Origin of the sequence: Xanthobacter versatilis (assembly GCF_043193975.1) — a bacterium.
Taxonomy (GTDB): Bacteria; Pseudomonadota; Alphaproteobacteria; order Rhizobiales; family Xanthobacteraceae; genus Xanthobacter; species Xanthobacter autotrophicus_E.
Map to the genome: position 1 here is coordinate 586,079 of NZ_JBAFVB010000002.1, position 26,402 is coordinate 612,480.

At 66.4% G+C, this 26,402-nt stretch carries 24 protein-coding genes and 1 tRNA gene; 5 read left to right on the forward strand and 20 right to left on the reverse strand.

All coding sequences use genetic code 11. The features are described from left to right. Window positions 1–40: 40 nt before the first annotated feature. From V5F66_RS06345 to V5F66_RS06355, 3 genes are all read left to right on the forward strand, one after another. Window positions 41–1,429: an ethanolamine ammonia-lyase subunit EutB gene (locus V5F66_RS06345; protein WP_394093489.1), complete on the forward strand. Its 1,389-nt coding sequence runs from the start codon at window positions 41–43 to the stop codon at window positions 1,427–1,429. Next, complete coding sequence (gene eutC, locus V5F66_RS06350; RefSeq protein WP_394093490.1) at window positions 1,426–2,202, forward strand: ethanolamine ammonia-lyase subunit EutC; 777 nt, start codon at window positions 1,426–1,428, stop codon at window positions 2,200–2,202. The genes V5F66_RS06345 and eutC overlap by 4 nt, the downstream gene beginning before the upstream one ends. Before the next feature lie 114 nt (window positions 2,203–2,316). Further along, window positions 2,317–3,819: an amino acid permease gene (locus V5F66_RS06355; RefSeq protein WP_394093491.1), complete on the forward strand. Its 1,503-nt coding sequence runs from the start codon at window positions 2,317–2,319 to the stop codon at window positions 3,817–3,819. A gap of 40 nt (window positions 3,820–3,859) precedes the next feature. Here V5F66_RS06355 and V5F66_RS06360 read toward each other — a convergent pair whose 3' ends face one another. Beyond that, window positions 3,860–4,240 (reverse strand): hypothetical protein, encoded by a 381-nt coding sequence (locus V5F66_RS06360; RefSeq protein WP_041576008.1) that lies wholly within the window; start codon window positions 4,238–4,240, stop codon window positions 3,860–3,862. Between the two features lie 324 nt (window positions 4,241–4,564). Between V5F66_RS06360 and V5F66_RS06365 the strand changes: the two genes are divergently transcribed. Further along, entirely contained in the window at window positions 4,565–4,924 is a 360-nt protein-coding gene (locus V5F66_RS06365) for a hypothetical protein (protein WP_394005420.1), read from the forward strand. A gap of 86 nt (window positions 4,925–5,010) precedes the next feature. Here the strand turns inward: V5F66_RS06365 and V5F66_RS06370 are convergent. The 3 genes from V5F66_RS06370 to V5F66_RS06380 all read right to left on the reverse strand — a co-directional run bounded on the left by V5F66_RS06370 (window position 5,011) and on the right by V5F66_RS06380 (window position 6,202). Then, window positions 5,011–5,095, reverse strand: a tRNA-Leu gene (locus V5F66_RS06370). A 98-nt stretch (window positions 5,096–5,193) separates the two neighbouring features. Beyond that, window positions 5,194–5,646 carry a DoxX family protein gene (locus V5F66_RS06375; protein WP_394093492.1) on the reverse strand — a complete coding sequence of 151 codons (453 nt, stop codon included), beginning with the start codon at window positions 5,644–5,646 and terminating at the stop codon, window positions 5,194–5,196. A 130-nt stretch (window positions 5,647–5,776) separates the two neighbouring features. Next, window positions 5,777–6,202 carry a HesB/IscA family protein gene (locus tag V5F66_RS06380; protein ID WP_012116584.1) on the reverse strand — a complete coding sequence of 142 codons (426 nt, stop codon included), beginning with the start codon at window positions 6,200–6,202 and terminating at the stop codon, window positions 5,777–5,779. Window positions 6,203–6,869: 667 nt separating this feature from the next. Here V5F66_RS06380 and V5F66_RS06385 point away from each other — a divergent pair. Then, window positions 6,870–8,945: a putative bifunctional diguanylate cyclase/phosphodiesterase gene (locus tag V5F66_RS06385; protein WP_049776061.1), complete on the forward strand. Its 2,076-nt coding sequence runs from the start codon at window positions 6,870–6,872 to the stop codon at window positions 8,943–8,945. 103 nt (window positions 8,946–9,048) lie between these two features. Here the strand turns inward: V5F66_RS06385 and V5F66_RS06390 are convergent, their stop codons facing one another. From V5F66_RS06390 to V5F66_RS06465, 16 genes are all read right to left on the reverse strand, one after another. Further along, complete coding sequence (locus V5F66_RS06390) at window positions 9,049–9,321, reverse strand: DUF1467 family protein (RefSeq protein WP_012116586.1); 273 nt, start codon at window positions 9,319–9,321, stop codon at window positions 9,049–9,051. 122 nt (window positions 9,322–9,443) lie between these two features. Continuing rightward, on the reverse strand, window positions 9,444–9,848 hold the full coding sequence (gene mce / locus V5F66_RS06395; RefSeq protein WP_394000591.1) for a methylmalonyl-CoA epimerase: 405 nt from the start codon (window positions 9,846–9,848) through the stop codon (window positions 9,444–9,446). Window positions 9,849–9,950: 102 nt separating this feature from the next. Beyond that, window positions 9,951–11,621, reverse strand: coding sequence for a ribonuclease J (locus V5F66_RS06400; protein WP_394093493.1), 1,671 nt, complete (start codon window positions 11,619–11,621; stop codon window positions 9,951–9,953). A 204-nt stretch (window positions 11,622–11,825) separates the two neighbouring features. Next, on the reverse strand, window positions 11,826–12,593 hold the full coding sequence (locus V5F66_RS06405; protein ID WP_012116589.1) for a biotin--[acetyl-CoA-carboxylase] ligase: 768 nt from the start codon (window positions 12,591–12,593) through the stop codon (window positions 11,826–11,828). A gap of 3 nt (window positions 12,594–12,596) precedes the next feature. Beyond that, window positions 12,597–14,027 carry an NADH-quinone oxidoreductase subunit NuoN gene (gene nuoN, locus V5F66_RS06410; RefSeq protein ID WP_012116590.1) on the reverse strand — a complete coding sequence of 477 codons (1,431 nt, stop codon included), beginning with the start codon at window positions 14,025–14,027 and terminating at the stop codon, window positions 12,597–12,599. Window positions 14,028–14,042: 15 nt separating this feature from the next. Beyond that, on the reverse strand, window positions 14,043–15,554 hold the full coding sequence (locus V5F66_RS06415) for an NADH-quinone oxidoreductase subunit M (RefSeq protein WP_012116591.1): 1,512 nt from the start codon (window positions 15,552–15,554) through the stop codon (window positions 14,043–14,045). Window positions 15,555–15,556: 2 nt separating this feature from the next. Continuing rightward, window positions 15,557–17,482 (reverse strand): NADH-quinone oxidoreductase subunit L, encoded by a 1,926-nt coding sequence (gene nuoL / locus V5F66_RS06420; protein ID WP_012116592.1) that lies wholly within the window; start codon window positions 17,480–17,482, stop codon window positions 15,557–15,559. A gap of 4 nt (window positions 17,483–17,486) precedes the next feature. Then, the gene (gene nuoK, locus V5F66_RS06425; RefSeq protein WP_024278575.1) at window positions 17,487–17,795 is read right to left on the reverse strand and encodes an NADH-quinone oxidoreductase subunit NuoK; all 309 of its coding nucleotides are present in this window, start codon (window positions 17,793–17,795) and stop codon (window positions 17,487–17,489) included. Window positions 17,796–17,805: 10 nt separating this feature from the next. Next, a complete protein-coding gene (locus tag V5F66_RS06430) occupies window positions 17,806–18,420 on the reverse strand; it encodes an NADH-quinone oxidoreductase subunit J (RefSeq protein ID WP_012116594.1) in 615 nt (204 codons plus the stop codon). A 203-nt stretch (window positions 18,421–18,623) separates the two neighbouring features. After that, window positions 18,624–19,112, reverse strand: a complete 489-nt coding sequence (gene nuoI, locus V5F66_RS06435; protein ID WP_012116595.1) for an NADH-quinone oxidoreductase subunit NuoI — start codon at window positions 19,110–19,112, stop codon at window positions 18,624–18,626. 43 nt (window positions 19,113–19,155) lie between these two features. After that, a complete protein-coding gene (gene nuoH, locus V5F66_RS06440) occupies window positions 19,156–20,175 on the reverse strand; it encodes an NADH-quinone oxidoreductase subunit NuoH (protein ID WP_012116596.1) in 1,020 nt (339 codons plus the stop codon). A gap of 55 nt (window positions 20,176–20,230) precedes the next feature. Then, window positions 20,231–22,309, reverse strand: coding sequence for an NADH-quinone oxidoreductase subunit NuoG (nuoG, locus tag V5F66_RS06445; protein WP_394093494.1), 2,079 nt, complete (start codon window positions 22,307–22,309; stop codon window positions 20,231–20,233). A 118-nt stretch (window positions 22,310–22,427) separates the two neighbouring features. Next, window positions 22,428–23,729 carry an NADH-quinone oxidoreductase subunit NuoF gene (gene nuoF, locus V5F66_RS06450; protein WP_012116598.1) on the reverse strand — a complete coding sequence of 434 codons (1,302 nt, stop codon included), beginning with the start codon at window positions 23,727–23,729 and terminating at the stop codon, window positions 22,428–22,430. Between the two features lie 5 nt (window positions 23,730–23,734). Next, on the reverse strand, window positions 23,735–24,424 hold the full coding sequence (gene nuoE, locus V5F66_RS06455; protein ID WP_394000580.1) for an NADH-quinone oxidoreductase subunit NuoE: 690 nt from the start codon (window positions 24,422–24,424) through the stop codon (window positions 23,735–23,737). A gap of 119 nt (window positions 24,425–24,543) precedes the next feature. Continuing rightward, a complete protein-coding gene (locus V5F66_RS06460; protein WP_394093567.1) occupies window positions 24,544–25,731 on the reverse strand; it encodes an NADH-quinone oxidoreductase subunit D in 1,188 nt (395 codons plus the stop codon). A 32-nt stretch (window positions 25,732–25,763) separates the two neighbouring features. Beyond that, window positions 25,764–26,393 (reverse strand): NADH-quinone oxidoreductase subunit C, encoded by a 630-nt coding sequence (locus V5F66_RS06465; protein WP_012116601.1) that lies wholly within the window; start codon window positions 26,391–26,393, stop codon window positions 25,764–25,766. Window positions 26,394–26,402: the final 9 nt, after the last annotated feature.

The window sequence follows — 26,402 nt, forward strand, 5'->3', positions numbered from 1 at the left end:
GAAAAGAGGTCCCTGCCCCGGACAGAGCGTGGAGACCGCCATGGCTTACGTGCATCGCATCGGCGCGAAATCCTTCGTCTTCGCGGACCTGAAGGAGCTGATGGCCAAGGCGACGCCGCCGCGCTCCGGCGACATGCTGGCCGGCATCGCCGCTGCCACCACCGAGGAGAACGTAGCCGCCAAGATGTGCCTTGCCGACGTGCCCTTGAAGGCGTTCCTGTCTGAAGCGCTCGTGCCCTACGAGACCGACGAGGTCACCCGCCTCATCCTCGACAGCCACGATGGCGACGCCTTCGCGCCGGTGTCTGCCATGGCGGTAGGCGACTTCCGCGACTTCCTGCTGTCCCATGAGGCAACGTCACAGGTCCTCGCCGGTCTGGCGCGCGGCCTGACGCCGGAGATGGCGGCCGCCGTCTCCAAGATCATGCGCAACCAGGACCTCATCCTGGTGGCGAAGAAGTGCCGGGTGGTCACGCGCTTCCGCAACACCATCGGCCTGCCCGGCACCATGGCGGTGCGCCTGCAGCCCAACCACCCCACGGACGATGCCGCCGGCGTGTCCGCAGCCATTCTCGACGGCCTGCTCTATGGCTGCGGCGACGCGGTGATCGGCATCAATCCCGCTTCCGACAGCCTGCCCGTCATCGACCGCCTGCTGAAGCTGATGGATGAGGTCATCACCCGCTTCGAGATCCCCACCCAGAGCTGCGTGCTGACCCATGTGACCACCTCCATCGGCCTCATGGAGCGCGGCGCGCCGGTGGATCTGGTGTTCCAGTCCATCGCCGGGACCCAAGGGGCCAACCGCTCCTTCGGCATCGACCTCAAGGTGCTTGCCGAAGGCGCCGACGCTGCCCGCGCGCTGAAGCGCGGCACGGTCGGGCAGAACGCCATGTATTTCGAGACCGGCCAGGGCTCGGCCCTCTCCGCCGGCGAACATCACGGCGTGGACCAGCAGACGCTGGAAGCCCGTGCCTATGGGGTGGCGCGGGCCTTCGAGCCGCTGCTGGTGAACACCGTGGTCGGTTTCATCGGGCCGGAATATCTTTATGACGGCAAGCAGATCATCCGCGCTGGGCTGGAAGATCATTTCTGCGGTAAGTTGCTCGGCGTGCCGCTTGGGGTGGATGTCTGCTACACCAACCACGCCGAAGCCGACCAGGACGACATGGATACGCTGCTCACCCTGCTGGGGGCGGCGGGCGTCACCTACATCATGGGCATTCCCGGCGCCGACGACGTGATGCTGAACTATCAATCCACCTCCTTCCACGACGCGCTCTACATCCGCGAACTGCTGGGGCTGAAGCGCGCGCCGGAGTTCGAGGCGTGGCTGGAGCGCATGGACATCACCGCCCCCGATGGCCGGCTGCTGCCCGCCGATGCCCGCCATCCGCTCCTGGGCTATGTGGCCGGGCGCGCGGCATGATCGCGCGAGATCCCTGGGCGGCCTTCTCCCGCCACACCCCCGCGCGCATCGCCCTCGGCCGCACCGGGGCCAGCCTGCCCACGGAAGAGGTGCTGCGCTTCGCCCTCGCCCACGCCCAGGCCCGCGACGCGGTCCACACGCCGTTCGATGCGGATGGCGTGACTGCCGATGTGGAGAGCCTCGGCTTTGCCACCCTGCGGGTCTCCAGTGCGGCACCGGCGCGGGACATCTATTTGCGCCGCCCGGACCTCGGCCGCCGCCTCTCCGACGACAGCCGCGCCATGCTGGAAGCGGCGGCGGGCGATCCCGTGGATCTGGCGCTGGTGGTGGCGGACGGGCTGTCCTCCGCCGCCATCCACGCCCAGACGAAGCCGTTTCTTGCGGCTTTCAAGCCCTTCATCGCCCAGCAAGGCTGGAGGCTCGCGCCAGTGGTCATCGCCTCCGGCGCGCGGGTGGCGCTGGGGGACGAGGTGGGCGCCCTCCTGAAGGCGCGGGCCTGCGTACTGCTGGTAGGGGAGCGGCCGGGCCTGTCCTCGCCCGACAGCCTCGGCCTCTACCTCACCTTCGATCCGCAGGTCGGCCGTACCGATGCCGAGCGCAACTGCATCTCAAACGTGCGCCCTGAGGGCCTGAGCTTCGAGGCCGCCGCCTTCAAGCTCGCCTGGCACATCCGCGAAGCCCTACGGCGGCAGGTCACCGGCGTGGAACTGAAGGATGAAAGCGACCTGCTGCTCGAAAACGGGCGCGCACCGGCGCTGCTGAGCGCCAGCTGACACATGATCTGCGAGCATTACGCTGCGGAAATTGCCAGACTGGCAACAAAGTTGCCTGTGCGTAAGCTTGGGCGCGGAGTGGCTCCGGCGCCCGTTCACGGAGGGCTGGGTCTCATGGCAGATGGCAGCAAGGCCGGCGTGACGTACACCACGGTGGACGTCGCCTATTTCGAGCAGCGGGCGCTGAAGCGGCATGCACGGGTCTGGTCGCTCTGGGCGCTGGGCGTCGGAGCGGTGATCTCGGGCCATTTCTCGGGCTGGAACCTGGGCATCGCCTCGGGCGGCTGGGGTGGCATGTTCATCGCCGCCGTCATCATCGCCATCATGTATCTGGGGCTCACCTTCTCCATCGCCGAGATGTCGCCGGCCCTGCCCCATACGGGCGCCGCCTATTCCTTCGCCCGCACCACCATGGGGCCATGGGGCGGCTTCATCACCGGCCTGTGCGAGAATGTGGAATACGTGATCACGCCGGCAGTGGTGGTGTCCTTCATTGGCTCCTACATGGGCTCCATCTTCGGTACGCCTCCGGCGTTCCAGCCGGTCTACTGGATCTTCGGCTACATCCTGTTCGTGGGGCTCAACATCGCCGGCGTGGAACTCTCGTTCCGGGTGACGCTGGTGGTTACGCTGGCGGCACTCGCCTGCCTCGTTGCCTTCTGGGTGAGCGCCCTGCCGGTGGCGAACTTCTCGCGATGGGCCCTCAACATCGGCGTCGGGCCGGACGGGACGGCGGTGGAGTTGCCCAACGGCGGCGGCCCGTTCCTGCCCTTCGGCCTTTCGGGGGCGCTTGCCGCCCTGCCCTTCGCCGTCTGGCTGTTCCTCGCCATCGAGCAATTGCCCCTGGCGGCCGAGGAATCGGTGGACCCGAAGACCGACATGCCCAAGGGCATCATGGCAGGCATGGCGACCCTCATCGTCTCCGCCTTCATGATCCTGTGGCTCAACTCATCCGTGGCGAACGGCGCGTTCGGCCTGTCCACCTCGCTGGAGCCCCTGCTGGACGGCTTCAAGGCCATCTATGGTGACGGGCTCGCCCGGCTGCTCGCCTTCGTGGCGGTGATCGGGCTGATCGCCTCGTTCCACACCATCATCTATGCCCAGGGCCGGCAGATCTATTCGCTCTCCCGCGCCGGCTATTTCCCGCGCGGCCTTTCCGTGACCCACGGCGGGCGCAAGACGCCTCACGTGGCCATGATCGCCGGCGCCATCGTCGGCCTGGTGATCATGCTCGGCATCTGGTTCGCGCTGGGGGCGGAGGCGGGCGCGGCGGCCATCGGTGGCACGCTGCTCAACATGGCGGTGTTCGGCGCCATGCTGTCCTACGTGATGCAGGCCCTGTCGTTCATCCTGATGCGCAGGAACATGCCGCACATCGAGCGGCCCTATAAAAGCCCGTTCGGAGTCGCCGGGGCGGTGCTGACCATCATCATCGCCCTCGTCACCATCTACTTCCAGCTGTCGGACCCCATCTATCGCAACGGGGTGCTCGGCGTCGCCCTGTGGTTCGCCGCGGGCCTCGCCTATTTCGCCGCCATCGGCCGCCACAAGCTGGTGCTGTCGCCGGAGGAGGAATTCGCCATGTCCGGGGGCAAGGCGGAGTACAAGTCCTACTGAATGGATGGCGGCCCGTCTTGCTGGCGGGCCGCCGTTCGCATCACACCTGCTCGGACGACACCACGCGGAAGGTGTGCATCTCGTCGTCTTCGCGAACCGAAATATACTCGCCCACCTCGAAGCTTTCGTCGCCGAAGCGATAGCCGGCCTCGTCGTCGTCGGTGCCGTGGATGTCATAGCGGAACGCCCAGCTTCCGCCGGGGCGACGCACCAGATGGCCCACCTCGTCCGCCTCGTCGGGGCGGAACCGGACCACGCGGCAGACCTCGCGGTGCTTCGCCCACAAAGTGGGATCGATGCGCCCCGCCTCGTTCAGCGGCGCCACGAAGCTGTAACCGAACGTGCGCGAGCCTTCCGGATGGCCCTTCTCACGGGCAAGCTCCATGCGGATCTGACGGAAGCCGTGCGGCAACTGGGACATGCATTTCTCTCCCCGGACCTTACGGTCTCGTACATCGGCCGGCCCGAATGGGCCATCACGATGCGTTGACGATAGCGCCATTCGCCCGCCGCTCCGGCAGGAAGCCAGCGGCTCCGCCTGCGCGGTGGCGAAGGGGTGCATCGATGGAATCACCCCCTCCCGAGGGTAACCCTTGGAAATGTGATTTTTGCGCATCGCGTTCGCAAGGCATTTGACCTCGCGCAAGGCTTAGCCGGCACAAGATCCTTGATAGTGGCTGTGGGAGTGCTGCGTCCCGAGCGGGACGTGGACGGATCGGGGGGAACGCCCGACGGGAGAGACAACATGAATGATTCCGCAGTTTTTCAAGGCTTGGCCCGCGCCCTCAGCACCGGCTCGCCACCAGTGGCTTGGCCGTTCGCGGTCTGGAAGAACCTGTTCTTCGACTGTCCGCTGGCTGCGTCCGCCCATGTGCAGCAGTTCGTCGGACGACAGATGCAGGAGCAGGTCCAGCTCCTGAACGACCTCGCCAAGGAACACAACCCCACGGCAGCGTTCTCGCGCGAAGCGGCCTTCCTGCAGCAGTCCGCCCTCGCCTGGAACAGCGAGCTGCTGGAGGTCGCAGAACTCGTCCAGACACGGCTCCTGAGCGCCACCCAGCCCGGAAAGCCGCAGGACCAGCCGCCCTTCGCCCGCGCAGCCTGAGCCAACAGCGACCGCCGCATCGCTACGATGCGGCGGCGTCCAGCACGGAGCGGGAGAGCAAGCGCCAAGGCAAGGCTGACTTGAATTGGTGCGGACGGCGGGACTCGAACCCGCACGCCTTGCGGCGCAAGATTTTAAGTCTCGTGCGTCTACCGGTTTCGCCACGTCCGCCCGGGCCGGACGCGCGATGACGACCGGGAGCGGGACTTTAGGGAAGATGACGGCCGCCGGCAACGCAGCCGCCATCCACGTTCACACCTTCCGCGCCTTCACGCCTTGCGGCCCTGCGCGAGGCGCGCCTCACGCCCCTGGCGCTCCAGCTCCAGCTTCCGGCACAGGATCGCACCCACCATCAGTCCGCCGATGAGGCTGATGTGCTCCACTACCACGTGGAACTCGAACAGCCGCTTTTCCCCATCCATGGCCCAGAACGGATGGGCGATGGGGATGGTGAGCGCCGTGAATACCGCCAGCATGCCGAATCCGAGCCACGCCGCGCGGTTGAGCAGCACCAGAACGGAGCCGATGAGCAGCACGGCGATGACGGCCGGTGCGAACACGCCCGACGGCTCGACGCCGAAGAATGACAGCTCGGCCAGATTGGCCGGATAGTTCATCAGCTTGTCGAGGCCCGCGCCCCAGAAGATGAAGGTGAGCAGCAGGCGCGCGACGACGCCGAAGATGGGGCTCGCCAGAAGGGTGGCGAGAAGAGATGGGGTCAAGATGGCACCTTTCGTGCTGTGAAGCTTGTGCGGCTGGTCCGCCCGCGCCTCACGCCGGGCGGCCTCAGCCGCCCGCTTCTCTTGTCCCCGTGCGGATGAACCGCAGATGAACTTCGCAATGAGCCTGTGTTCAGCCCTGGCCGGACGCAGCGCTCATGTCGACCGGCGTGATCGCGACCGATTCACCGCAGCCGCAGGACGAGGTCTGGTTGGGATTATTGAACACAAACTGGGACGAGACCTTGTCGGTCTTGTAGTCCATCTCGGTGCCGAGCAGGAAGAGCACGGCCTTGGTGTCCACCACCACCTTTACGCCCTTGTCCTCGACGACCGAGTCGAAGGGGGCGATCTCAGTGGTGAAATCCATCTTGTAGGACATGCCGGCGCAGCCGCCGTTCTCAATGCCGACGCGCAACGCAGTGCCCGGCTCCGCTGCCGCGAGGATCTCGCGCAACTGTTCGGCGGCGGCATCGGTGATGCGGATCACAGGCGGTAGGCTCCGCTTGGCAGGCGAAGGGGCCGGGGCTGCGGTGGACGTTTCGGAAGCAACACTCATGGGTAATCTCCGAGCCTTGCCGTTTCAAGGACGGCGGGCACATCCCATAAATGGAGGATGAGGGGCGCCCTCACAAGGCTCCATATGATCTGGCGGTAGATCAAAACCACGGGCACGGGCCCGATCGGCTATTGAGCCCAGCAATGCGCCTCGAGATTTCGGACCGAAATGACGCAGGGCTGAGGAACCGGTGCATAACTGGAGCCATTGTTTTTGATAGGGAATAGATTTATAAATCCACATTATAGAGGTACTAAAGTGCCATGAAGTTATTCTTGCCGGGACCCTGCCGGTGGGATGCAAGGCGGAGCGTCGGACAGATGGGACAATGAGGGCACGCGTTGCCACGTTCCTCTCCGGCGCTGCCCAGGGCCTTGCGGTCTTGGCCGTGTCGGCCAGCCCTGCGGCGGCGTCGGCGCTGTGGCAGGACGTAGCGGAACTTTCCCACTCGACCTCCCCTCAGGCCGTGATCCTCGCCAGCGTCCTGCTTCTGCTCGGGGTGATGGTCGCATACAGGCTGGTCCGGAAACCGCGCGCGCACGGCGATGGACGTGAATCCGAAGCCGGTAAACCCGCAACCTTCGTCCCCGCCGCGGCCGCTGCCTCTCTGGCAGCCCCGCTCGTGTCCGGCGCGACGGGCCCGGGACCTGCCAGCAGCGGCGACAGCATGGCCCTGCGGGAGAGCGAGGAACGCTTCGATCTGGCGGCCAGGGGGTCGGACCAGGGGGTATTCGACATCCATGTGGGCCGCAGCCTGTATCTGTCGCCCCGTGCCCGTGACATCCTCGGCATCGCCCCCAAAGCCCCCGTCGACATACGGCGGACCTTTCGCCAGATGCTGCGCGGCGCGGACCGCCGCAAGGTCGCCGCCGTTCGGAAGGATCTTGTCCGCGGCGGCAGCGACGTCGATCTCGACATCCGGATTTCCCGGCCCGACGGCGCCAGTCGCGATGTGCGGTGGCGTGGCCTCGCCACCCGTGACGGCGATGGCGCCGTGACCCGCGTGGTGGGCATGATCACGGATGTGACGGCGCAGAAGCAGAGCGAGCGCCACCTGCGCCTTGCCGCCGCTGTGTTCGCCAGCGCCCACGACGGACTGGTGGTGACCGATCTCAACGCGGTGGTTTCCGCCGTAAACCCGGCGTTTTCGCAGATCACCGGCTATTGCGAGGCGGAGATCCTCGGCCGGTCCATGCGCACCATGCATTCCGGCCGTCACGACCGCGAATTCTATCGCGGCATGTGGGGTGCTCTCACCTCGACAGGCAGCTGGCACGGCGAGATCTGGAACCGCCGCAAGAACGGCGAGATCTTCCTCCAGCAGCTCAGCATCCGCACCGTCTTTGACGAGAAGGGCAAGCCGCAGAACTATGTGGGCGCCTTCCAGGACATCACCCGGATCAAGCATTCGGAATTCGAGCTCGACCGGATCGCCCATTACGATCCCCTCACCGACCTGCCCAACCGCACCCTGCTCGCATCCCTCCTCGACCTTGCTGTCAGCCGGGCCGGCAAGACCTGCGCCGTGCTGTTCCTGGACATCGACCGCTTCAAGACCGTCAACGACAGCCTCGGCCATATTGCCGGCGATGCGGTGCTCAAGGCGGCGGCCGATCGCATCCGCGCCGCGCTTGATGCCGATGCCACGCTCGGGCACTACGGCGCCGACGAGTTTGTGGTGATCCTTGAGGAGATCGAGGGGCCGCAGGATGCGGCCCTCGCCGCATCGCGCCTCATCGACGAACTGGCGCGGCCGTTCACGATCAATGGCGGCGAGATCTATCTGGGCGCCAGCGTGGGCATCAGCCTCCATCCGCTCGACGCCGACGATGCCGCCCAGCTGCTCCAGCATGCCAACACGGCTCTGGCCGAGGCGAAGGCACAGGGGCGCGGGATCTATTCTTTCTACACCCAGGCACTCACCCGCAGCGCCCGGGTCCGCATGGAGATGGAAGCGGACCTCCGGCGCGGCCTCGTGCGCGAGGAGTTCCGCCTGAACTTCCAGCCGGTGGTGGACCTGGCCAACGGGCGCATCGCGGGCGCGGAGGCGCTGGTGCGCTGGCAGAGCCCGGTCCATGGCCTTGTCCTGCCCAACCGCTTTATTCCGCTCGCCGAGGAAACCGGCCTCATCGAGCCCCTGGGCGACTGGGTGCTGGAGGAGGCCTGCCAGCAGATGGCCAAATGGACCGCTGCGGGGGCCGATCTCGATTTCATCGCCGTGAATCTGTCGCCGCGGCAGTTTCAGCGTGGCACCCTCTGCGAGCGCATCGAAGAGGTGCTGCGCCGCACCGGCCTTCCCGCTGCGCGGCTGGAGGTGGAAATCACCGAGAACGTGCTGTTCGGCGCTGTGGCGGCCGAACGCAAGCTGCGTGACATGCGCGACAGCGGCGTGCGCATCGCGCTCGACGATTTCGGCACCGGCTATTCGTCACTGGCCTATCTCAAGCGCTTTCCCATTTCCAAGCTGAAGATCGACCGCAGTTTCGTGCACGACCTGCCCCGCGCCGCCGACGCGGAAATTGCCACCGCCATCATCTCCATCGCCCGTGCGCTCGGGCTCGATGTGGTGGCGGAGGGCATCGAGGCTCCCGAGCAATGCGCCTTCCTGAAGGAGCGCGGATGCGGCTTTGGGCAGGGCTATCTGTTTGGCCGCCCGGTAACCAGCGAACGCTTCCTGCGTCTTGCGCTCCAGGGGCCGATCGCTACCGCCATGGCCCATCCCGGCAGCCCGCGGCTCCACTGATCGCATCGGCCCCGGCGGCGGACCAAGGCCGCGGTGGCATGCTCAGGCGCCGCAGGGGCGATGCCGACAGGCCGTGGTGCCGTCTGGCTCGCCGGCCCCCGGCTCACCCCTCCTTGGTGTCGAAGGGCATGGGCAGGTCTTCGAGCGAGACGATGCCGCTGGTGATCAGCCAGACGATGCCGGCGGTGATAACCGCCGCGACGATGGTGGTGGCGAGGGCCTTCTTGAGCAGCGCGGGACGCACCGGCGCGCCCGGATCGGTGCCGGGCGTGATGTCCCGGCTCTCCGCCTGGGAGCGCACGCCCCACGGCAGGACCGCGAACAGGGCGGTCCACCAGACAATGAAATAAATGGCGACGACGGCACCGATCGACACGCGGCGTTCCTTGCTGGCGCACCCCGGTCCGCCGGCAGGGCAGGCCGATCGGGGCAAGCGTCCTCGGTTCACGACTTCAAGGACGGCTTCGGCGGTGCCACCGGCAACCGCCCGCCGTCTGATCAGGCCTGCTCCAGCTCCACCAGGGTACCGTTGAAATCCTTGGGGTGCAGGAACAGCACCGGCTTGCCATGGGCGCCGATCTTGGGATCGCCGGAGCCGAGCACACGGGCGCCGGTTGCCTTCAGCTGGTCGCGGGCGGTGAGGATGTCATCCACCTCGTAGCAGATGTGGTGGATGCCGCCGTCGGGATTGCGCTCCAGGAACTTGGCGATGGGGGAATTCTCTCCCAGCGGCTCCAGGAACTCGATCTTGGTGTTGGGCAGGGTGACGAACACCGTGGTCACGCCATGCTCCGCCTGCGGCACGGCGGCCGAGACATCCGCGCCCAGCGTGTCCCGATACAGCGCGGAGGCGGCGGCGATGTCGCGCACCGCGATGGCCACATGGTTCAGGCGTCCGATCATGATTTCCTCCGCTCAGATTTGTCGATCCATACCGCAAGCGAAGCTGGCGCGGAACACGCCGGAGGTCGAAGAAGCGCCCGGCCGGCCGCGCCCTCTCACCGCTCACACCTCCAGGATATGGACGTGGCACACCGGCTTCTTGCCCCACACCGCGTTCACGGCGCTGCGCACCGCGCGCTCCAGGGTTTCCGCCAGCGCATCAGGATCGCGGCGGCGGGCCTTGGGCAGGTTATCGAGCGTCGCCACCACGGTGTCGAGCACGTGGTCAAGCATGTCGATGCCGCCCTCCCCCCGCTCCGGAACGCCGGTGATCTCCACCGACGGGTCGCCGGCAAGCCCACCCTGCCGGTCCACGGCGACGGCGACCGACACCGCGCCCACGAAGGAGAGCTTGCGCCGCTCCGGGATCGAGCGGCCGCCATCGGGGATCAGCAGCCGGCCGTCCTTGTAGAGGCGGCCGAAGGGCACGTCGTCCACCCGCTCCGCCGGGCCGGGGGCGAGGCGGATGACGTTGCCGTCATAGCAATTGACCACCTCGGGCACGCCGAGGCTCTTCGCCAGCTGGGCATGCTCATGCAAGTGCAGCGCCTCACCGTGAACCGGGATCGACACCTGCGGCCGTACCATGCGGTACATTTCCGCAAGCTCACCCCGGCGCGGATGGCCGGACACATGGACCAGCGCCTTGCGGTCGGTCAGCACCTCGACGCCCCGTTTGGTGAGGGCGTTGATGATGTGGTTCACCACCTTCTCGTTGCCCGGAATGGTGCGCGAGGAGAACACCACCAGGTCGCCGGGCGACAGAGCGATCTCCGGGTGGTCGTCGTCGGCGATGCGGCGCAGCGCGGCGCGCTGCTCGCCCTGGCTGCCGGTGAGGATGGCCACGACCTTCTCACGCGGCAGGTAACCATAGGCCTCGGCGGTGCGGAACGCGGGCACCCCATCCAGCAGGCCCTGCTCGCGGGCGACGCCGATGACGCGCTCCAGCGCGCGGCCCACCACCACCACCTCACGGCCATTGGCGTAGGCCGACTCGGCGATGCCGCGGATGCGCGCCACGTTGGAGGAGAAGGTGGTAAAGGCCACCCGGTGCTTCGCCTTGCCGACGATCTCCCGGAGCGAGGCCCCCACATCCGCCTCGGACGGCGAAACGCCGTCGCGCACCGCGTTGGTGGAATCGCAGATGATGGCGCGGACGCCCTCGTCGCCCAGCGCCTTGAGTCGGGCGACATCCGTGGGCAGGCCCACCACCGGGGTCGGGTCCAGCTTCCAGTCGCCGGTGTGGACCACCAGCCCTGCGGCAGTGCGGATCGCCAGGGCGTGGCTGTCTGGGATCGAGTGGGCGACCGGGATGAATTCAACCCCGAAGGGGCCGATTTCCACGGTCCCGCCGCTGCGCACCACGGTGATCGGCAGCTGGGACGGCGCGCCAGGCTCGCCCGCGCGCTTGGCTTCCAGCAGCCCGGCCGTGAAGCGGGTGGTGTAGATGGGACACTTCAGGCGTGGCCAGAGGTCCAGCACCGCGCCGATATGGTCTTCGTGGGCATGGGTGAGGACCAGGCCGGCGATGTGCTTCTTCTCGGCCTCCAAGAAGCGGATGTCGGGCAGGACGAGGTCGACCCCCGGCGCCTCCTCGCCCGCGAAGCTCATGCCGAGATCGACGATGAGCCAGGTGCGGGCCTTGCGCGGGCCAAAGCCGTAGAGGCCGAGATTCATGCCGATCTCGCCGACCCCACCGAGGGGGGCGAAGACCAGTTCGTCGGTTGGTGCCATCAAAGGGTCACTTCCAAACGCGGCACCCGCGCCGACAAGGCCCCGCCAAACCGGGGCACGCGGACGGGCGCGCCGAAAATCAGGAGGCCGGAGGAGGTATTCCTATCCGGCTAGGGGCGGGCAATCAGGATCGATCCCAATGAAGCGGGCTGCGGGCCGCAATGCAAGGGGCCGCACGACGCCTGTGCGGCTCAATCCGGCCTCTCAGTCCGACTTGCCCAGGGAGACGTCACCCGCCGTGATGATCTCCGCGATCCCATCCTTACGGCGCAGCATCATGGCTCCGCGGGTATCGATGTTCTCAAAACGGCCCACCACCTCGCGCTCGCCGATCTTGACGCTCACCTGGTCGCCCATGCCGAGCGCATAGCGCATCCAGTCGGACCGGATGGCGGGAAAACCCGCGCCCGCATTCCACTGGTTGAGCCGCACCGCCATGGCGAGGTCGAGGGCTTCCAGCAGCCGATCTGGTGCCGTGGGCGCTCCCGATTCTTCGAGGCTGGTGGCACGGTAGGGCAGATCGTCGGGATGGTGCAGGCAGTTGACGCCGAAGCCGATCACCGCCGCGGGCCGGCCCGAGGGATCAGCGCCGCCTTCCACGAGGATGCCGGCCACCTTGCCGCCGTCCAGCAGGAGGTCGTTGGGCCATTTGAGCCTGAGCGCGTCCGGACGGATCTGCGGTGCGGCGGCCAGCACGGCGTCGCGAAGGGCAAGACCCGCCACGAAGCACAGCTGCGCCAGGTTCGCCACCGGCGCCGGATTGGGCAGCACGAGGCTGGCGAACAGATTACCGAGCTCGGAGGTCCAGGGACGGCCCCGCCGGCCGCGGCCGGCGGTCTGGATGTCCGCCACCAGCCAGACCGGAAACGTCTCACTCCGGCCAAGGCGCGCCATCCCCTCGGCGTTGGTGGAGCCGATCTGGGTGAAGCGGACGATGGGAACCGTGGAACCCTGGAATTCGTAATGAGCCATCGATCAGAAGAGCGAACGGGCCGCGACACCCGCCGCCTCGATAAGAGGAGCCGGATAGACGAAATAGAAGATGGTGAAAAGCCCACTCACCGCCAGCACCGCCTTCAGTTCGGTCGGCATGGGATCGAAGGCCTCGACCGGCTCGTCGAAATACATGATCTTGACCACACGCAGGTAATAGAACGCGCCTACCACCGAGGCAAGCACGCCCACCACCGCGAGGGCGTAAAGCCCGGCCTGGATCGCCGCCACGAACACATAGTATTTGGCAAGGAAGCCGGCCAGCGGCGGAATGCCGGCGAGGGAGAACATGAGCGCGCCCAGCGCCAGCGCCATCAGCGGATTGCGGCGGGCGAGGCCGGACAGGTCCTCGATGGTTTCCACGGCCTGACCCTTGCGGCGCATGGTCAGCACGCAGGCGAAGGTGCCGAGCGTCATCACCACATAGATGGTCATGTACAGCAGCACGCCGCGTACGCCTTCCGCCGTGCCGGCCGCAAGACCCACCAGCGCGAAGCCCATGTGGCCGATGGAGGAATAGGCCAGCAGGCGCTTGATATTGCGCTGGCCGATGGCGGCGAAGGCGCCGAGCACCATGGAGGCGAGCGAGACGAAGGCGACGATCTGCTGCCACTGGTGGGTCACGTGCGGGAACGCCTCGATGACGACGCGCACGAAGATGGCCATGGCCGCCACCTTCGGCGCGGAGGCGAAGAAGGCCGTGACCGGGGTCGGCGCACCCTCGTAGACGTCCGGCGTCCACATGTGGAACGGCACCGCCGACACCTTGAAGCACAGGCCCGCCAGCAGGAACACGATGCCGAAGATGAGGCCCGGGCTGGGCTCCTTGGCCACGGCGGCGATCTGCAGGAAGTTCACCGAGCCGGTGAAGCCGTAGATGAACGAAGCGCCGTAGAGCAGCATGCCCGAAGACAAGGCACCGAGAACGAAATACTTCAGGCCAGCCTCGGTCGAGCGGACGGAGTCGCGGTTGATGGAGGCCACCACATAGAGCGACAGGCTCATCAGCTCGAGGCCGAGATAGAGCGCGATCAGGTCACCCGCCGACACCAGCATGCACATGCCAAGCGTGGCGATGACGATGAGCACGGCGTACTCGAACTTCGCCTGCTTCTCCCGCGCCTGCCAGTCCACCGCCATGATCAGCGAGACCACCGCGCCGAGCACGGCGAGGAGCTTCATGAAGCGGCTGTAGGCGTCCACCACGAGGGAGCCGTTGAAGGCGGTGACTTCCGCCGCCGGCTGGAGCAGCACCAGCACACCCACCGCCGCGAGCACGGCGATGGCGAGGCCGGTGACGAGATTCGCCGACCCCTCTCCGCGGAACGCACCGATCAGGATCAGCACGATCGCCGAGACGGCGAGCACCAGTTCGGGCAGGACCGCGCCGATGGGAGGCAGGAGCTGCGTCATTGAGGCGACCTCGGATCAGAAGCTCAGCAGCAGGGCGGTCTTCACCGCACCCGCCACAGAATCGGTACGCGCGACGACCGCGTTCACCGCATGGGATGTCATGTTGAGGATAGGCGCGGGCCACACGCCGAAGAGAATGGTGAGGATCACCAGAGGCACCATGATCACGATCTCCCGGGGGGAGAGGTCCATCATGGTCTTCAGCTTCTCCTTCTCGAGCGGCCCGAAGATCACGCGCAAATAGAGCCACAGGGCATAGCCCGCCGAGAGGATCACGCCGGTCGCCGCGAAGAAGGCGATCCAGGTGTTGCGCTCGAAGGCGGCAAGCATGGTCAGGAACTCGCCGATGAAGCCCGAGGTGCCCGGCAGGCCCACGTTTGCCATGGTGAAGATCATCAGCACCGTGGCGTAGAGCGGCATGCGATGCACGAGGCCGCCATAGGCCGCGATCTCGCGGGTGTGCAGCCGGTCATAGATGACGCCCACGCACAGGAACAGCGCGCCGGAGACGAAGCCGTGGGAGATCATGAGGAACATGGCCCCCTGCAGGCCCTGCTCGTTCATGGCGAAGATGCCCATGGTCACGAAGCCCATGTGGGCAATGGACGAGTAGGCGATCAGCTTCTTGATGTCCTCCTGAACGAGGGCCACCAGCGACGTGTAGATGATGGCCACCACCGAGAGGGTGAACACCAGCGGCGCGAAATAGTGGCTCGCTTCCGGGAACATGGGCAACGAGTAACGCAGGAAGCCGTATCCGCCCATCTTCAGCAGCACGCCCGCCAGAATGACCGAACCGGCGGTGGGCGCCTCCACATGGGCGTCGGGCAGCCAGGTGTGCACCGGCCACATGGGCATCTTCACCGCGAAGGAGGCGAAGAAGGCCAGCCACAGCCAAGTCTGCATGCCGGACGGGAAACCGTGGGTCAGCAGCGTCGGCACGTCGGTGGTGCCGGACTGCCAGTACATGGCCATGATGGCGAGCATCATCAGCACGGAACCGGCCAGCGTGTAGAGGAAGAACTTGAAGGCCGCGTAGATGCGCCGCTGACCGCCCCAGATGCCGATGATGAGGAACATCGGGATGAGGCCGCCCTCGAAGAAGAAATAGAAGAGGACGAGGTCCAGCGCGCAGAAGGTGCCGATCATCAGCGTTTCGAGCACCAGGAACGCGATCATGTATTCCTTCACGCGCTTATGCACGCTCTCCCAGGAGGCGAGGATGCAGAAGGGCATGAGGAACGTGGTGAGGATGACGAAGGGAAGCGAGATGCCGTCCACGCCCATGTGGTAGGCGGCGAGCTCGCCGAGCCACGCCTTCTTTTCCACGAACTGGAAGCCGGACGCCGCGGAGTCGAAGCCCGGCAGCAGCAGCAGCGACACCACGAAGGTGACGAGGGTGGTCCACAGCGCCACCCAGCGGGCGTTGCGTGCGGTCACCTCATCATCGCCCCGCACCACCAGGATGAAGAGCGCGCCGACCAGCGGCAGGAAGGTTACGACGGAGAGGATGGGCCAGTCGGTCATCGTCACACTCCGGCGAACATGAACCAGGTGATGAAAGCCGCGACGCCGATGAGCATCACGAAGGCGTAGTGGTAGAGGTAGCCGGTCTGGAGCCGCACCACCCCGCGCGTCACGTCGAGCACCCGCGCCGACACGCCGTTGGGGCCGAAGCCGTCGATGATGGTGCCGTCGCCGCGCTTCCACAGCAGCCGGCCGATCCACAGGGCCGGCTTCACGAAGATGCGGTCGTAGAGCTCGTCGAAGTACCACTTGTTCAGCAGGAACTGGTAGAGCGCGTCCTGCGACTTGGCCAGCGCCACCGGGACCGTGCGATCGACCACGTAGAACCAGTAGGCGACCAAGAAGCCGAGCACCATCATCAGCGTCGGTAGGTACTTCGCCCACAGCGGGATGTCATGGATCTCGTGAAGGATGTGGTTTTCCGCACCCATGAAGATGGAGTGGCGGAAGAAGTCGTGCACGCCCTCGCCCACGAACACGTTGTAGAGCGCGAAGCCCGCGATCACCGATCCCACCGCCAGCACGCCGAGCGGAATGGTCATCACCCGCGGCGATTCATGTGCCGCCTCGTAGTGGTGGTGATCGTGCGGGTGGCCGTGGAAGGTGAGGAAGATCAGCCGCCACGAATAGAAGGAGGTCAGCGCCGCCGCCGCCACGGTCATCACCCAGCCGTAGAGGGCGAAATAATTGTGCGAGGCCCACGCGGACTCGATGATGGCGTCCTTGGAGTAGTAGCCCGCAAGAAAGGGGAAGCCAGTGATGGCCAGGGTCCCGATCAGCATCATGACGTAGGTGAAGGGGATCTTCTTGGCGAGCCCGCCCATGTGCCGCATGTCCTGCTCATGGTGCATCGCGTTGATGACCGAGCCGGCGCAGAGGAACAGAAGCGCCTTGAAGCAGGCGTGCGTCACCAGGTGGAACACGCCGATGGAATAGGCCCCGGCTCCCATGGCCACGAACATGTAGCCGAGTTGGGAACAGGTGGAATAGGCGATCACCTTCTTGATGTCGTTCTGCACCAGGGCCACGGTGGCCGCGAACATGGCCGTGGTGGCGCCGATCAGCATCACCACGTTGAGCGCGGTCTGCGACAGCTCGAAGATGGGCGACATGCGCGCCACCATGAACACGCCGGCGGTCACCATGGTGGCGGCGTGGATGAGGGCGGACACCGGGGTCGGGCCCTCCATGGCGTCCGGCAGCCAGGTGTGCAGCAGGAACTGCGCCGACTTGCCCATGGCGCCGACGAACAGCAGCAGGGCGATGACCGTGGGCGCATCCCAATGGTGGCCGAGGAAGGGAATGGTCTTGCCCGCCAACGAAGGCGCCGCCGCGAACACCTGCTCGAAGGCGATGGAACCGGTCATCACGAAGATGGCGAAGATGCCCAGCATGAAGCCGAAGTCACCCACGCGGTTGACCACGAAGGCCTTCATGGCCGCCGCATTGGCGGAGGGCTTCTCGTACCAGAAGCCGATGAGCAGGTAGGAGGCAAGGCCCACGCCCTCCCAGCCGAAGAACAGCTGGAGCAGGTTGTCCGCCGTCACCAGCATCAGCATGGCGAAGGTGAACAGCGACAGATAGGCGAAGAAGCGCGGCCGGCTCGGGTCCTCGTGCATGTAGCCGATGGAATACAGGTGCACGAGAGACGACACCGTGGTGACCACGATCAGCATGATCACGGTCATGGTGTCGACCCGGAACGCCCAGTCGACCTTGAGGTCGCCCACATGGATCCACTGCATCACCTGGACGCGCGTGTCGTGGTCGCCGAAGCCGACGCTGAAGAACGCAATCCAGGCCAGGAAGCAGGCGATGAAGAGCAGCGAGGTGGTCACCACCTCGCTCGCCCGCGCGCCCATGGTGCGGCCGAACAGGCCGGCAATGAGGAAGCCGAGAAGGGGGAAGAAGACGATCGCCTGATACATGGCCTCAGCCCTTCATGGCGTTGATGTCCTCGACGGCGATCGAACCGCGGTTGCGGTAGAACACCACGAGGATGGCGAGGCCGATGGCCGCCTCGGCCGCCGCGACGGTGAGGACAAGCAGCGCGAACACCTGGCCGGTCAGGTTCCCGAGGAAGGCCGAGAACGACACCAGGTTGATGTTCACGGCGAGCAGGATCAGCTCCACCGACATGAGGATGACGATCACATTCTTCCGGTTGAGGAAGATGCCGAGCGTTCCCAGCGTGAACAGGATCGCCGCGACGGTGAGATAGTGGGAGAGACCGATGTCCATGCCCATCCCCTCAAAGGCCCTGGCCGGGGCGCACCTTGACCACGTCCATGGCGGTCTTGGCGGTGCGCGCGACCTGCGCCGAGATATTCTGGCGCTTCACGTTCACCTTGTGGCGCAGGGTGAGCACGATGGCGCCGATCATGGCGACGAGAAGCACGAAGCCCGCCGCCTGGAAGAAGTAGATGTAGTCCGTGTAGAGCACCTGCCCGATGGCCTGGACGTTGCCCACGTCGCCCGCGGACGGCGGCGCCGACTTCACCGCCGAAGCGACGCCCGGCCCCATCACCCAAGCCCCGGCGACAAGCACCAGCTCGGCGAGGAAGATGAGCCCGATCACGAGGCCCACCGGCAGGTATTGCAGGAAGCCCTGGCGCAGTTCCACGAAGTCCACGTCGAGCATCATCACGACGAAGAGGAAGAGCACCGCCACCGCGCCCACATAGACCACCACCAGGATCAGCGCGAGGAACTCCGCACCGATCAGGATGAAGAGCCCCGCCGCGTTCACGAAGGCGAGGATGAGGAACAGGACGGACTGCACCGGGTTGCGGGAGGAGATCACCATGAAGGCGGACGCCACCAGCACGAAGGCGAAGAGATAGAAAAACGCTGCCGCGACGTTCATGCGCGAAGCCCCCCTCCCCGCGGCGCGCCCGCGCCGGTCATGTCCGGCCCCTTATGGCGGCCGGCCTGTCGATTGCCTTGACGCATCCCAAAAGTCCACTGTCGTGTCGTCGCGCAGGACGCGTGACGCTCGGCTGTCCCCCACTGCCGGCCGAAAGCCGGCAACATCAATCCCGACCTTCCGGCCACCGGCCGGAAGCGCGCTCAGCGATACGGCGCATCCATGGCGATGGACCGCGCGATCTCGCGCTCCCACCGGTCACCGTTCGCGAGCAGCTTTTCCTTGTCGTAATAAAGCTCTTCGCGGGTCTCGGCGGCGAATTCGAAGTTCGGCCCCTCGACGATGGCATCCACCGGGCAAGCCTCCTGGCAGAAGCCGCAATAGATGCACTTCACCATGTCGATGTCGTACCGGGTGGTGCGGCGCGTGCCGTCATTGCGGCGCGGACCGGCCTCGATGGTGATGGCCTGCGCCGGGCAGATGGCCTCGCACAGCTTGCAGGCGATGCAGCGCTCTTCCCCGTTGGGATAGCGGCGCAACGCATGCTCGCCGCGAAAGCGCGGGGAGAGCGGCCCCTTCTCGAAGGGATAGTTCAGCGTCGCCTTGGGCTTGAAGAAATAGCGCATGGCGAGGAAGAAGCCGGAGACGAGCTCCGTCAGGAAGAGACCGCGCGCGGCCTGATCGAGCTTCATGAACGCTCTCCCGAAGGGCAGTGCGGAAGAAGGACGGGCGCGGTCATCGCGGCGCCATCCCGGTGAAGTGCAGGACGCTCGCTACCACCACCACGGCAACCAGGGAGATCGGCAGGAACACCTTCCAGCCGAGTCGCATGAGCTGGTCGTAGCGATAGCGCGGCACCATGGCCTTCGCCATGGCGAAGAGGAAAAACATGAAGCACAGCTTGATGACGAACCACACCAGGCCCGGCACCCAGGTGAAGGGCGGGAACGGCAGCGGCGAGAGCCAGCCGCCGAGGAACAGGATGGTCGCCATGGCGCACATGGTCATGATGGCCACGTACTCGCCGAGCATGAACAGCAGGTAGGGCGTCGAGCCGTACTCGGTCATGAAGCCGGCCACCAGCTCCGACTCCGCTTCCACGAGGTCGAAGGGCGGGCGGTTGGTCTCGGCCAGGGCCGAGATGAAGAAGATGACGAACATGGGCAGGAGCGGCAGGAAATACCAGTTCAGCAGCCCGAACCGGCCGTTCTGCGCCTCGACGATCTGCGTCAGGTTCAGCGAGCCCGCGCACATCAGCACCGTGATGATCACGAAGCCGATGGAGACCTCGTAGGACACCATCTGCGCGGCGGAGCGCAGCGCCGCCAGGAAGGGATACTTCGAGTTGGACGCCCAGCCGCCCATGATGATGCCGTACACGCCCAGCGACGAGATGGCGAAGATATAGAGCACGCCCACGTTCAGGTCGGCGATCACCCAGCCCTTCGCCAGCGGCACAACCGCCCAGGCAGCAAGCGCCAGAACGCAGGTCACCAGCGGGGCAAGCAGGAAGATCGCCTTGTTGGCGCCGGCCGGGATGGTCGGTTCCTTCAGCACGAACTTCAGAAGGTCGGCGAACGACTGGAACAGGCCGAAGGGGCCCACCACATTCGGCCCGCGCCGCAGCTGCACCGCCGCCCAGATCTTGCGATCGGCGAGCAGGATGAAGGCGATGAAAATCAGGAGCGCCACGAGCAGAGCCAGACTCTGCCCGAGGATGATCAGCACCTGGATAAGGGTATCCTGCCAGTTCATGTCCTCGATCCCGTGCCGCTTGCAGCTGTCCCGTTCACCTGTGCCGCCATCCCCGTCACTCCGCCGCCTGCGCCGTCGCCGCAAGGCGCAGGGCAGAGCATTCGGCCATTACCGCGGAGGCGCGGGCGATGGGGTTGGTGAGGAAGAAATCATCGATGGGCAGCGCGAACGCCGCCTTGTCCACGGTGCCGCCCGCCTGCGCAAGGGTGGCCACCGCCGCCGGATCGGCCGCCGCCACCTCGTCGATGTGGCCGAGGTGGGGATAGGCCGCGACCAGCTGGGCACGCAACGCCAACACGTTGTCGAACGGCAGGGTCTGGCCGAGCACGTCCGACAGGGCGCGCAGGATGGCCCAGTCCTCGCGGGCCTCGCCGGGCGGGAAGGCGGCGCGGTTGGCGAACTGCACCCGGCCTTCCGTGTTCACATAGAGGCCGGACTTTTCCGGATAGGCCGCGCCGGGAAGGATCACGTCCGCCCGGTGCGCCCCGGTGTCGCCATGGGTGCCGAGATAGACCACGAAGGCGCCGGGGGCGACAGCCACCTCGTCGGCGCCCAGGAGGAAGGCAACGTCGAGCCCGCCCGGAGCGGTCATGGCCGCAACATCGAGCCCACCGGCGCCGGGCACCGCGCCCACGTCAAGAGCACCGACGCGGGCCGCGGCAGTGTGGAGCACCGCGAAGCCGTTCCAGCCGTCCTTCACCGCACCGCAGGCAACCGCCACTCGGGCCGCCAGCGCCAGCACGGCTGCGCCGTCCGACCGCGCGAGAGCACCCTGCCCGACGATGATGAGCGGACGCTCAGCCTTGCGCAGCACCTCGCCAAAGGCGCCGGTGCCGGCGAGATCGGACAGGCTGTCCGGGCCAGCACCGAGATATTCATAGGGGTAGGTGAGATCCACCTTGGCGCCGATGAGGCCCACCTTCAGCCCGCCCTGCCGCCAGCGCTTGCGCAGGCGCGCATTGAGGACCGAGGCCTCGTGGCGCGGATCCGTGCCCACCAGCAGGATGGCGTCCGCCTCGTCGATGCCGGCGATGGTGGGGTTGAACACATAGGTCGCTCGGCCCAGCGCAGGATCGAGCGCCGCGCCATCCTGGCGACAGTCGATGTTGGCCGAACCCAGCTTGCCGATCAGCGTCTTGAGGGCGAAGACCTCTTCCACGCTGGCGAGGTCGCCGATGATGGCGCCGATCTTCGCCGCGGGCGTAGCCTTCACCTTGGCGGCGATGGCGGCGAACGCCTCGCTCCAGGATGCGGCGACCAACCGGCCGTCCTTGCGCACATAAGGCCGGTCGAGGCGCTGGACCTTCAGGCCGTCCCACACATAGCGGGACTTGTCTGAGATCCACTCCTCGTTCACGACGTCGTTGTTGCGCGGCAGGATGCGCATGACCTCGCGGCCGCGGGTGTCGATGCGGATGTTGGAGCCCACCGCATCCATCACGTCGATGGACTCGGTCTTGATCAGCTCCCACGGCCGGGCATGGAACTGGTAGGGCTTGTGGGTGAGCGCGCCCACCGGGCACAGGTCCGCCACGTTGCCCTGCATCTCTGAGCGCATGGCGTGCTCGAGATAGGTGGTGATCTCCATGTCCTCGCCGCGGCCGATGGCACCGAGGTCGGGCACGCCGGCGACTTCGGTAGAGAAGCGCACGCAGCGGGTGCACTGGATGCACCGGTTCATGGAGGTCCGCACCAGGGGGCCGATGTACTTGTCTTCGACCGCGCGCTTGTTCTCGGCGAAGCGCGAGGTGTCCGCGCCATAGGCCATGGCCTGGTCCTGCAGGTCGCACTCGCCGCCCTGGTCGCAGATCGGGCAATCCAGCGGGTGGTTGATGAGCAGGAACTCCATCACCCCTTCGCGCGCCTTCTTGACCATGGGGCTCTTGGTGAGCACCACGGGCGGCTCGCCGTTGGGGCCGGGGCGCAGGTCCTTCACCGCCATGGCGCAGGACGCGGTGGGCTTGGGCGGGCCGCCCTTCACTTCCACCAGGCACATGCGGCAATTGCCGGCAATGGACAGCCGCTCATGGAAGCAGAAGCGCGGAATCTCGACGCCCGCCGCCTCGCACGCCTGGAGCAGCGTGTATTCGGCCGGGACATCGACTTCTGTGCCGTCGACGACGATCTTCGCCATCACTTCCACCTCGCCTTGTGCCGCGCCATGCGCGGCGGGAAACCCAGCGCAGCGCGCCCAGCCTCCCGTGTCAGTCCCCTTCCCGCCTGTCGCGACGCGCGCGCCTCGCGGGACGTTCTCACTCCGCCGCCACCGGAACCGGGTCCGGATGAGGGTTGGCGGCATATTGGTCGATCCGCTCTTCGATCACGTGACGATAGTGGCGGATGAGGCCCTGGACCGGCCACGCGGCGGCATCGCCGAGCGCGCAGATGGTGTGGCCCTCGATCTGGGTCGTCACTTCCAGCAGCATGTCGATCTCGCGCTTCTGGGCGCGGCCCTCGGCCATGCGGTTGACCACGCGCCACATCCAGCCGGTGCCTTCGCGGCAGGGCGTGCACTGGCCGCAGCTCTCGTGCTTGAAGAAGGCGGAGATGCGGGCGATCGCCTTGATGATGTCCGTGGACTTGTCCATCACCAGCACGCCCGCGGTGCCGAGGGACGACTTCACCGCGCGGGTGCCGTCGAAATCCATGATCAGGTCGGCGCACTGTTCCGCCGGGATCACCGGGCAGGACGCGCCGCCGGGGATGATGCCGAGCAGGTTGTCCCAGCCGCCGCGCACGCCGCCGCCATGCTTGTCGACCAGCTCCCGGAACGGGATGCTCATGGCTTCTTCCACCACGCAGGGCGTGTTCACGTGACCGGCCAGGCTGAACAGCTTGGTGCCCACGTTGTTCGGCCGGCCGATGGAGGAGAACCACGCCGCCCCGCGCCGCAGGATGGTGGGGGCGACCGCGATGCTCTCCACGTTGTTCACCGTGGTCGGGCAGCCGTACAGGCCCATGTTCGCGGGGAACGGGGGCTTCAGGCGTGGCATGCCCTTCTTGCCCTCGAGGCTCTCCAGCAGTGCGGTCTCTTCGCCGCAGATATAGGCGCCGGCGCCGTGGTGCACGTAGAGGTCGAAGGGGTAGTCGTGGATGTTGCTCTTGCCGATGAGGCCGGCGTCATAGGCCTCGTCGATGGCCGCCTGCAGTCGCTTGCGCTCGAAGATGTATTCCCCGCGCACATAGATGTAGGCGGCATGCGCGCCCATGGCGAAGGAGGCGATCAGGCAGCCCTCGATCAGCGTATGCGGATCGTTGCGCATGATCTCCCGGTCCTTGCAGGTGCCGGGCTCGGATTCGTCGGCGTTCACCACCAGATAGTGGGGGCGCCCGTCGGACTGCTTGGGCATGAAGGACCACTTCATGCCGGTGGAGAAGCCGGCCCCGCCGCGACCACGCAGGCCGGAGGTCTTCATCTCGTTGATGATCCAGTCGCGGCCCTTCTCCAGGATGGCCTTGGTGCCGTCCCAGTTGCCACGGGCGCGCGCGCCCTTCAGGCCGAAATCCTGAAGGCCGTAGATATTGGTGAAGATGCGGTCCTTGTCGGCGAGCATGGCGGTCACTCCCCGGAGGTCGGCGCGAAGGCGCCGGATGTGGGGGCCTCGGCCGCGGGAGCCGCAGGCGCCTCGGGCGCGACGGCGTGCGCATATAGCGCCGGATCGGTCAGCACCCGTGCGCCGCCCTCGGGCTCGGAGCCACGGCGCGAGTTCTGCGGGCCGACCTTCACCGGACGGCCGGCAGCGAGATCATCGAGCAGCTTCTCGAAATTCTCGGGCGTCAGGTCTTCGTAGTAATCGTCGTTGATCTGGACCATCGGGGCGTTGGTACAGGCACCCAGGCACTCCACCTCAAGCCAGGAGAAGGTGCCATCGGCGGAAACGTGCCGCTCGTGGCCGATCTTCTTCTCGCACACATGCTTGATGGCTTCGGCGCCGCGCAGCATGCAGGGGGTCGTCCCGCACAGCTGCACGAAATACTTCCCCACCGGTTCCAGGTTGAACATGGTGTAGAAGGTGGCGATCTCCAGCACGCGGATGTTCGCCATGCCGAGGCGCTCCGCCACGGCGCGTATGGCCGGCTCGGGCAGCCAGCCGCCGGCGGCCTTCTGGGTTTCCCAGAGCAGCGGCACCACTGCGCTGGCCTGGCGGCCCTCGGGATATTTCGCGATCAGCTTCTGGGCGATGGCCTCAAGCTCCGGCGTGAAGTCGAAGCTCTCGGGCTGCTCTGCTGCGAGGCGGCGGACGGACATGGCTCAGATCCCGGAACGTGCGGCGCACGAAGCGTGCGCCGGCATCGGGCGGCAAGAAACGCGGCGACAGGAAACCAAGTGGCAGGAAACCCGGCGGAAAGACAGGGCGAGGCGGGCCATCAGCGGTCCACCTCCCCGAACACGATGTCGAGCGAGCCCAGCACCGCCGACACGTCGGCGAGCATGTGACCGCGACACAGGAAATCCATCGCTTGAAGGTGGGCGAAGCCCGGAGCGCGGATCTTGCAACGGTAAGGCTTGTTGGTGCCGTCCGAGACCAGATAGACGCCGAACTCGCCCTTGGGCGCCTCTACCGCGGCGTAGACGTCGCCGGCCGGGACGTGGAAGCCCTCGGTGTAGAGCTTGAAGTGGTGGATGAGCGCTTCCATGGAGCGCTTCATCTCGCCGCGCTTGGGCGGCACGATCTTGTTGTCCGTGGTGGAGACCGGGCCGGCCTCCTTCAGCAGGCGTTCCACGCACTGCTTCATGATCCTGGTGGACTGGCGCATCTCTTCCATGCGCACCACGTAGCGGTCGTAGCAGTCGCCGTGCTTGCCGATGGGGATGTCGAAGTCCAGCTCGGAATAGCACTCGTAGGGCTGGGCGCGGCGCAGGTCCCAGGCGGCACCGGAGCCGCGCACCATCACGCCCGAGAAGCCCCAGGCCAGCGCGTCCTCCAGCGACACCACGCCGATGTCCACGGTGCGCTGCTTGAAGATGCGGTTCTCGGTGACGAGGCCGTCGAGATCGTCCAGCAGCTTCAGGAACGGGTCGCAGAAGGCGCCAATATCCTCCACCAGCGCGCGCGGCAGGTCCTGGTGCACGCCGCCGGGCCGGAAATAGGCCGCGTGCATGCGGCTGCCCGAGGCGCGCTCATAGAAGATCATGAGCTTCTCGCGCTCCTCGAAGCCCCACAGCGGCGGGGTCAGCGCGCCCACGTCCATGGCGAACGTGGTGACGTTGAGGAGGTGGGAGAGCAGGCGCCCGATCTCGGAATACAGCACGCGGATGAGCTGGCCGCGCTTGGGCACCTCGATGCCCAGCAGCTTCTCTGCCGCGAGGCAGAAGGCGTGCTCCTGGTTCATGGGCGCGCAATAGTCGAGTCGGTCGAAATAGGGCACGGCCTGCAGATAGGTCTTGGCCTCGATCAGCTTCTCGGTGCCGCGGTGCAGGAGGCCGATGTGCGGGTCCACCCGCTCGACCACCTCGCCGTCCAGTTCCAGCACGAGGCGCAGCACGCCATGCGCAGCAGGGTGCTGCGGGCCGAAATTGATCTGGAAGTTACGGACCTTGTCGGCCGGCTTCATCTCGTCGGCGATGTCAACCATAAGGCGCTCCCTCAGCCGGCCTTGGGGGGAACGGGCGGCTGGCCCGAGGCCTTCTCGTCACCGGGAAGGACGTATTCCACGCCCTCCCACGGGGAGAGGAAGTCGAAGTTGCGGAATTCCTGCGGCAGGCGCACCGGCTCGTAGACCACGCGCTTCTGCTCGTCGTCGTAGCGCACCTCCACGAAGCCCGTGGTCGGGAAGTCCTTGCGCAGGGGGTGCCCGTCGAAGCCGTAGTCGGTGAGCAGGCGGCGCAGCTCCGGGTGGCCGGTGAACAGGATGCCATACATGTCATAGGCCTCCCGCTCGAACCAGTTGGCGCCGGGAAAGACCGAGCAGATGGAGGGAACCGGGGTGTCCTCGTCGGTCTCCACCTTCAGGCGGATGCGCACGTTCTGCTTCAACGACAGCAGGTGGTAGACGACGTCAAACCGCTTCTCGCGGGCCGGATAGTCCACGCCGCACACGTCCACGATGCAGTGGAACAGGCAGGCCGGATCATCCCGCAGGAAGGTGGCCACCTTGACGATCTGCGCCGGATCGATCTGCAGCGTCAGCTCGCCATGGGCCACGAGAGAGCCGAGGACGGCGCCCGAAAGGGCGGCCGATACGTGCGCCGCGAGGTCGTTGAGGGTCTCGTCCATCGAAATGCT